The organism is Priestia sp. P5_B4, from assembly GCF_056400385.1.
This window is the reverse complement of the sequence record NZ_JBFULJ010000147.1, coordinates 1-7,086: the sequence shown is the minus strand read 5'-3', so window position 1 is coordinate 7,086 and position 7,086 is coordinate 1. Positions and strand designations below refer to the sequence as shown.

Annotated in this window: 6 protein-coding genes; 4 read left to right on the top strand and 2 right to left on the bottom strand. The window is 35.9% G+C overall.

Annotated elements, in window-relative coordinates; all coding sequences use genetic code 11:
• Positions 1-156 precede the first annotated feature (156 nt).
• Together AC1DRF_RS13220 and AC1DRF_RS13215 are read left to right on the top strand one after the other, a co-directional pair.
• The gene (locus tag AC1DRF_RS13220) at positions 157-1,986 is read left to right on the top strand and encodes an APC family permease (protein WP_427077219.1); all 1,830 of its coding nucleotides are present in this window, start codon (positions 157-159) and stop codon (positions 1,984-1,986) included.
• Between the two features lie 581 nt (positions 1,987-2,567).
• Entirely contained in the window at positions 2,568-2,825 is a 258-nt protein-coding gene (locus AC1DRF_RS13215; RefSeq protein ID WP_098278163.1) for a hypothetical protein, read from the top strand.
• Positions 2,826-3,156: 331 nt separating this feature from the next.
• Here the strand turns inward: AC1DRF_RS13215 and AC1DRF_RS13210 are convergent, their stop codons facing one another.
• Entirely contained in the window at positions 3,157-4,152 is a 996-nt protein-coding gene (locus AC1DRF_RS13210; protein WP_427077220.1) for a zinc-binding dehydrogenase, read from the bottom strand.
• A 335-nt stretch (positions 4,153-4,487) separates the two neighbouring features.
• Positions 4,488-5,876, bottom strand: a complete 1,389-nt coding sequence (locus tag AC1DRF_RS13205) for an aminotransferase-like domain-containing protein (protein WP_477740901.1) — start codon at positions 5,874-5,876, stop codon at positions 4,488-4,490.
• Positions 5,877-6,149: 273 nt separating this feature from the next.
• On the opposite strand from AC1DRF_RS13205, the gene azlC reads away from it, so the two are divergent.
• Both azlC and AC1DRF_RS13195 read left to right on the top strand, forming a co-directional pair.
• On the top strand, positions 6,150-6,860 hold the full coding sequence (gene azlC / locus AC1DRF_RS13200; protein WP_477740900.1) for an azaleucine resistance protein AzlC: 711 nt from the start codon (positions 6,150-6,152) through the stop codon (positions 6,858-6,860).
• Positions 6,857-7,086 (top strand): branched-chain amino acid transporter permease (locus AC1DRF_RS13195; protein WP_477740899.1); only part of this gene is annotated, 230 nt, incomplete at its 3' end. The genes azlC and AC1DRF_RS13195, both read left to right, overlap by 4 nt.

Here is a 7,086-nt window from a genome sequence, read left to right as displayed (position 1 = left end):
ACCTCATCAGCGTTTGGAGAGAAGGTTTGCTTTTATTTGTCCTGGAAAGAACACTAAGCAGAACCTTAGTGTTCTTTTTTGTGTTTTTTTTCTGAGATGGGGAATGATGAGAGTAAACTAATATCAGTAATGGCAAAGGTTTCAGGAGGATTTTAGATGAGTTATTCATCCATCAAACGTTTATTAATTGGGAGGCCACTTAAATCAAAGGAGCTAGGTGAACAAAAGTTAAATAAGGTCAAAGCCTTAGCTATTCTTTCATCCGATGCACTTTCATCCGTGGCGTACGGCCCAGAACAAGTCTTAATTGTGCTTGCTACCATTGGAATGATCGCATTTTGGTATTCAATACCCATAGGTATTGGTGTACTTATCCTTTTAACAGCACTTATTCTTTCTTATCGCCAAATTATTTATGCCTATCCAGAAGGTGGTGGCGCTTATGTTGTATCTAAACATAACCTCGGAGAGAATGCAGGGCTTATTGCCGGAGGATCTCTATTAGTAGACTATATTTTAACCGTATCTGTAAGTATTTCATCTGGAACAGATGCGTTAACATCTGCTTTTCCTGTTCTTCATGACTATAGAGTCATTATCGCTTGCTTATTGGTTATTTTTATTATGGTTTTGAATTTAAGAGGGGTAACAGAATCTGCTTCAGCATTAGCGTATCCCGTTTATTTGTTTGTGGTTGCATTGGTTCTATTAATAGGGATAGGAATATGGAAAGTAGCGACTGGTCAGGTCTCTCCTGATGTTCATCCTGCTATTGGAACTGCAGTGCCAGGAATCAGCTTATTTTTACTACTACGCGCTTTTTCATCAGGGTGTTCAGCCCTTACAGGCGTAGAAGCTATTTCAAATGCTGTAACAAACTTTAGACAACCGGCTGCAAGAAATGCAGTACGTACGCTTGTTGCAATGGGCATTATTTTAGCTATTTTATTTTCAGGTGTCATGTTCTTGGCTTATTGGTTTGGAATTGTACCTAAAGCAGAGGAGACAGTTGTTTCGCAGCTTGCTTCCCAAGTATTTGGACGAAATGGTTTCTATTATTTTGTTCAAGGTACGACGGCTTTAATTCTAGTGTTGGCTGCCAATACAGGCTTTTCAGCCTTTCCTTTACTGGCTGTTAATTTAGCTGTAGATAAGTATATTCCTCGTATGTTTACGATACGTGGTGATCGTTTGGGCTATTCAAATGGAATTGTCACACTTGGAATTGCCTCTATTGCGCTCATCATAGCGTTTCAAGGTAATACAGAAAGGTTAATTCCTTTATATGCGGTTGGAGTATTTATTCCATTTACGCTATCTCAGACGGGTATGATTGTAAAATGGCTAAGAGAAAAGCCAGCTGGCTGGCAAGGGAAATTAGTGACCAATTTTATAGGAGCTTTTATTAGCTTCACTGTACTGATTATTTTCTTTACAACAAAATTCTCACAAGTGTGGGCTGTTTTAATCTTCTTACCTCTTATCGTCTATCTATTCCACCGTATTAAGAACCATTATGTAGAGGTAGGAAAACAACTTCGTATCAAGCCAGGAGATAAAGAAGTATTAGCATTAGAAGGAAATGTAGTTATTATACCAGTTGCAGGTTTAACAAGGGCTGTGGAGAATTCAATTAACTATGCAAAAATTATTGGAGACACAGTGATTGCAGTCCATGTGGCATTTGACCGTGAAAGTGAAAAGAGAATGGAAGAGATATGGAACGAACGATATCCTGATATACGCTTAGTTACATTCTACTCACAATATCGAAGCTTAGTTGGACCTCTTTTACGCTTTATTGATCGTGTAGAGGAGCGAGCAGATGATAGCCATATGGCTGTCACCGTTTTGATTCCGCAATTTATCACAAGAAAAAGCTGGCATAACGCGTTGCATAACCAATCAAGCTTATTACTAAGGGCACACCTTCTTTATCGAAAAAATGTCATTGTGACAACATTACCTTACAAATTTGAGAAATAAAATAAATAAACAAGCCCATTGACTTAATATGTCAATGGGCTTTATCTTTCCTATATGAAATGTTAGCCTAACTAACACGTTTTTTAATTTTTGATTCAGGTTTGATTAGTAGAGAAGATAAAAACTCATAAATAATTGCGAATACCAAGGGCTGTATACTCTCCTTCAGTTTGTATTTCATTTAGCTCGGATGTAACATGAAAACAAAGGTTTAAAAATGATTTTTATTACATTAATCAATTGAGAAGATTGCATAGTAACATCATACAAATAGATTATAATAAAAAAAGGGTCTTTCACATAGTCCTATTTTTAAAAAGTTAGTAAAATTTTTTTCCTCTATTCAAAATGTCTTTGATCTTAATTGTAACTAGTTATAGTTTAGTATAGTTTCGTTCAAAATAATGTAATTGCTTTCCTGTTCATAACGTTATAAGTTTACAAATAAAAAGCCCTTATCATAGTAGAAATAAGGCTTTTTAGCATGGGATTTGCGATAAAAAACATTATGGTAACTAGATTTGTAGATTATAAATATGAGATAATACGGTAGATTTTATAGATAAAGGAGATAAATTTAGATGACAAAAGCGATAAACCTTTGGTCATTCGTTTTCTCATTGCTATGTGTCTGTCTAACTTTCATAACTTTTGCTCATCCATCATTATTAAGATTAAATTTTTATGTAGCAATTGTTGTATTTTTAGTTGGTATTATAGGTTTCTTTGGAGTACATAATTTGAAATCAGCTGTGAGAAGTGTTTTAACCATTATACTTAGTGCCGTATTAATTGTACTTACTGGATGGATTATCTTTGTTGAAAATCTTTTCTCATAATTAGTATGTGACTTAGAAATATAAAGAATATCAAAAAAGCCTTTAGTACCAATATAAAGGCTTCTTTGCTACCTAGAAGCCGTTTTATGGTAACTAGAAAGAAATATAGAAAGAAATATATAAACATATACTTTAACACCGGTATATATAGGGGTGTTAAGTATAGGAGTATCTTTTTATAATGGCCAAGTATGTGTTGAAGGTATAATCTGCGGATCGTTTATAGAAATAAGAATTACTTTCATAGCTTTGTTCGTTATATATGTAGCTTACGAAGTAATTTACAAAAAAGCGCCCTTCTTATTTAAGAAAGGCGCTTCTACAAGGTTCTTTATCCTTCAATCACAAAACCAATTTTCCCTAATTGTTCCCCTTTTTCTAATCGCACAAATGCTTCTTCATATTGATCAAGTGTATACATTCTATCAATGACTGGTTTGATGTTATGAGTTGTAATAAACTCGATCATTTCCTTGTATTCTTTCCCACTCCCCATTGTAGAACCTAGTAAATTATATTGTCCATAAAAGAAAGTTCGCAAATCAAATTGAACAACATCCCCGGCAGATGCACCAAACGTAACAATAGTGCCACCTTTTTTTAGCTGTGCAAGAGATTTGTTGAAGGTAGCTGCTCCTACGCATTCAATGACAAGATCCATCTTCTCCCCCTCAAGTGCTTTCTCCCAATCTCCATTACTATCAATTGCTTTATCTGCTCCGAGTTCAAGGGCCTTCTGCCTCTTTTCTTCAGACCGAGACGATACATATACAGTTGCTCCTGTAGCCTTTGCAAATTGCAATAGAAGAGTTGCAACYCCACTTCCAATACCAGGGATAAATACCTTCATTCCTGATTTCACTTGGCCTCTCGTAAAGAGTGCTCGGTATGCAGTGAGTGCTGCTAATGAGAGGACACCTGCTTCTTCCCAACTTAAGTGGACTGGCTTTAGAATCACATTCTCTGCCGGTATAACCACATGTTCAGCGAAAGTTCCATTGGATGGATGACCTAATATTTGAAAACTATCCGGAGGTGCCGGCGTATTCTCTTTCCAGCCAAGACCTGGATTTATTATGACTTCATCCCCTACTTGAATGTTTACAACTTCTTTCCCTACTTCGTCAACAACCCCTGCACCATCTGAACCAAGTACTAAAGTTCCCTCTGTTGGTTGATGACGATTAGTTACAAAAAGGTCACGGTGATTTGTGCCAACAGTTTTAAGTTTAACCCTTACCTCACCTGCAGCAGGATTTGGTGAATCTATATCACGTATTGAAAGTCCTTCTAAACCAAGTTTTTCTGCATGAATTAATGCTTTCATCTAAACTCACTCCTATTAAAATCTTTTTTCTTATGTGAATTCATATTTTTAGAATTTTATGATTTCTTTGACGCCCTAGTATAAGACCAATTACCAAAATTGTAAAGAATGCTTACCTTCTTGTAACTAACCCTTTTCTTTGATGGGTTTCTTCTATGTATAATATCTCATTCTAATTCTGCAATACTTATCATTATCCAATAGAAAAATCTCCTTATTGTATTTGAAAAATTGGCACTAAAACTGTGCATTATTAATTCAGGACTTTGGTTCCGGCTATAAACTCATGCGCTGCTTTACAATATTTTAAAGATTGATTTTTTGTACTTTTTGAATTAGCCGAGATACTGTTTGAGCCTTTTTAATCCTATTTTTAACTCATCTAATGAACGTGTAGAAGAAAGCGCAATACGCACATACTTGTTGGACGTGGTCGGTCCACTGAGAAAACGGTCAGAATGAAAAACTCGAATCCCATGTTTCTTCAAATCTGCTTCCAACTGTAATGCATTACTATGCTCTGCAATAGAAAGCCAACGATAAAAACTAAGAGGGTGTCCATTTAGCTCCTTTTGAGGAAAATATTCCGAATAAATATCATTTGCTGACTGTGCAAGTTGTTGCTTCTGGGAAACAATTTCATGAGCCTTTCCTGATAAGATAAGCTCTGTGATAACCTCCGCATCTAAAGAGGAGGTTTTTACATTAATATTAAAAATAGCCTGTAAAATTTTCTTACGGAATGCATCTCCATAGACCATATAGGCGACTCGTAACCCTGAGCATATTGACTTAGAAGTACCGCAAATATAAACGCTTTGTTCTGGAAGTAAATTGAACATTGGCTGCTGATAATCAGAAATAATACCTGCCGTTAAAAATGCATGAATATCATCCTCAATCAAGATTAAACGATGCTTACGAATGACCGTCGCTAATTCTTGCTTTCGAAAATCTGACATCATAACTGTGGTAGGATTACAGCAAGATGGCATAAGAAAGATGCCATGAATATTTAGTTGAGTACACTGCTTTTCAAGTTCGTCTGGCAGCATTCCAAACTGGTCTCCAGGAATGGGCACTAACTGAATATGAAGCATTTTTGCCAATTCAATAAAATTCGAATAAGTGTATAAGTCAGTGGCGATTCGATTACCAGGCTCAAACAGCGCGGTCAATGTAATTGTTAACGCATTTTGCGCGCCAGAAACAATTGATATATGATCTTGGTCTGCTTGAATACCAAAAGATTTCATACAGTTTAGTCCTGCAGTCTTTTGATGTGGAATACCGGTTGGATCATTATAATTGAGTAACTTCTCTAAGTAATTTTTGCTCACAACCTTTTGGATCTCCTCTGCTACAATCCAATTAGACTGCTCAAATGAAGCTACCAAACCAAAATCGATACAGTTTGTGATTTTACCTCTAGAAATGGTAATAGAACGAGCAGCATTAGGAGCAACAAACGTTCCTTTTCCAGTAACAGCGTATATTAATCCCTTTACCTCACATGCTTTATAAGCGCGAGTAATAGTAGTAAAATTTAAGTCGAGAAAATCTGCTAATTCCCTTTGTGGAGGTAGCTTTGTTCTCGGTGCTAAAAAGCCATTTATAATATCTTGTTCAAGTAATGCCRCAATAGATTCGTAAAAAGGACGCTTTAAAGCTTTTTTGTCGGGTTTCCACGACATGGGATAATTATCGAATGAGTTTACTGGCATAGTCCACCTCTATTGTCTATATATATTCCAAACAATCCTATCATGTAATGTATGGAGTTCTCCTCACAATATTTTATCTTCTAGAAAACATTCCTCCAACACATTGTGACTGGTATAAGAAGTAGTACCAGCCATAAAAGCTTGTTATTTCATCATAATATAGAATCTGGGCAGTTATATAAAGAGAATTGTAATACATACAATTCTCTTATTTTTTGTATGGTTTGCGTGTGTTAAATTGAAATAAATTTAGTTAATTAAGGTGTGAGTTACATGAAAGCAAAAAATGAGAAATGGAATGCATGCCGTGCTGCTTTTCCTTATACATTTCCTATTTTGACAGGGTTTATATTTTTGGGAATTGCTTATGGAATCTACATGCATTCATTGGGTTTTAGTGCTATTTATCCAATCCTAATGAGCTTTACAATATTTGCAGGATCCATGGAGTTTATTGCAGCCAATTTATTACTTGTGCCATTTAATCCAGTTAATGCCCTTTTTTTAACGTTAATGGTAAACGCTCGACACTTGTTTTACGGTATCTCCATGTTAGATACGTATAAAGGAACTGGAAAGAAAAAGTTTTATTTAATTTATGGACTGTGTGATGAGTCTTTTTCAATCAATTGCACGGTTAATATTCCAAAAAACGTGGACAAAGGCTGGTTTATGTTTTTTGTGACATTCCTTAATCATTGTTATTGGTTTATAGGAGCAGCAATTGGTGGGATTTTTGGCTCTCTTGTCAAGTTCAACACAGAGGGACTAGAGTTTGTCATGACGGCTCTCTTTGTTGTCATCTTCATTGAACAGTGGAGAAAAAAAAAAAAGCACCATAGTGCTCTCGTTGGCCTTGGGCTTTCAACTGTCAGTCTTATTATTTTTGGTAGAAACCATTTTATTATTCCAGCTATGATTATGATTCTGACGATACTAACCTTTTTGAGAAAGCCATTAGAGAAAGTGGAAGTGACAGCATGACGATGAGTTTAACGCAGCAGATTATTACAGTTGCTATGGTTGTCTTAGGCACAATGTTTACAAGGTTTCTGCCGTTCATTGTTTTTCCAGCGAATAAACCCACACCAAAGTATGTTCAGTATCTAGGGAAAGTGCTACCCTCGGCAGTATTAGGGCTATTAATCATTTATTGCTTTAAAGATGTGAGCTTACTATCTGGCAGCCACGGTATCCCAGAGCTTATGGG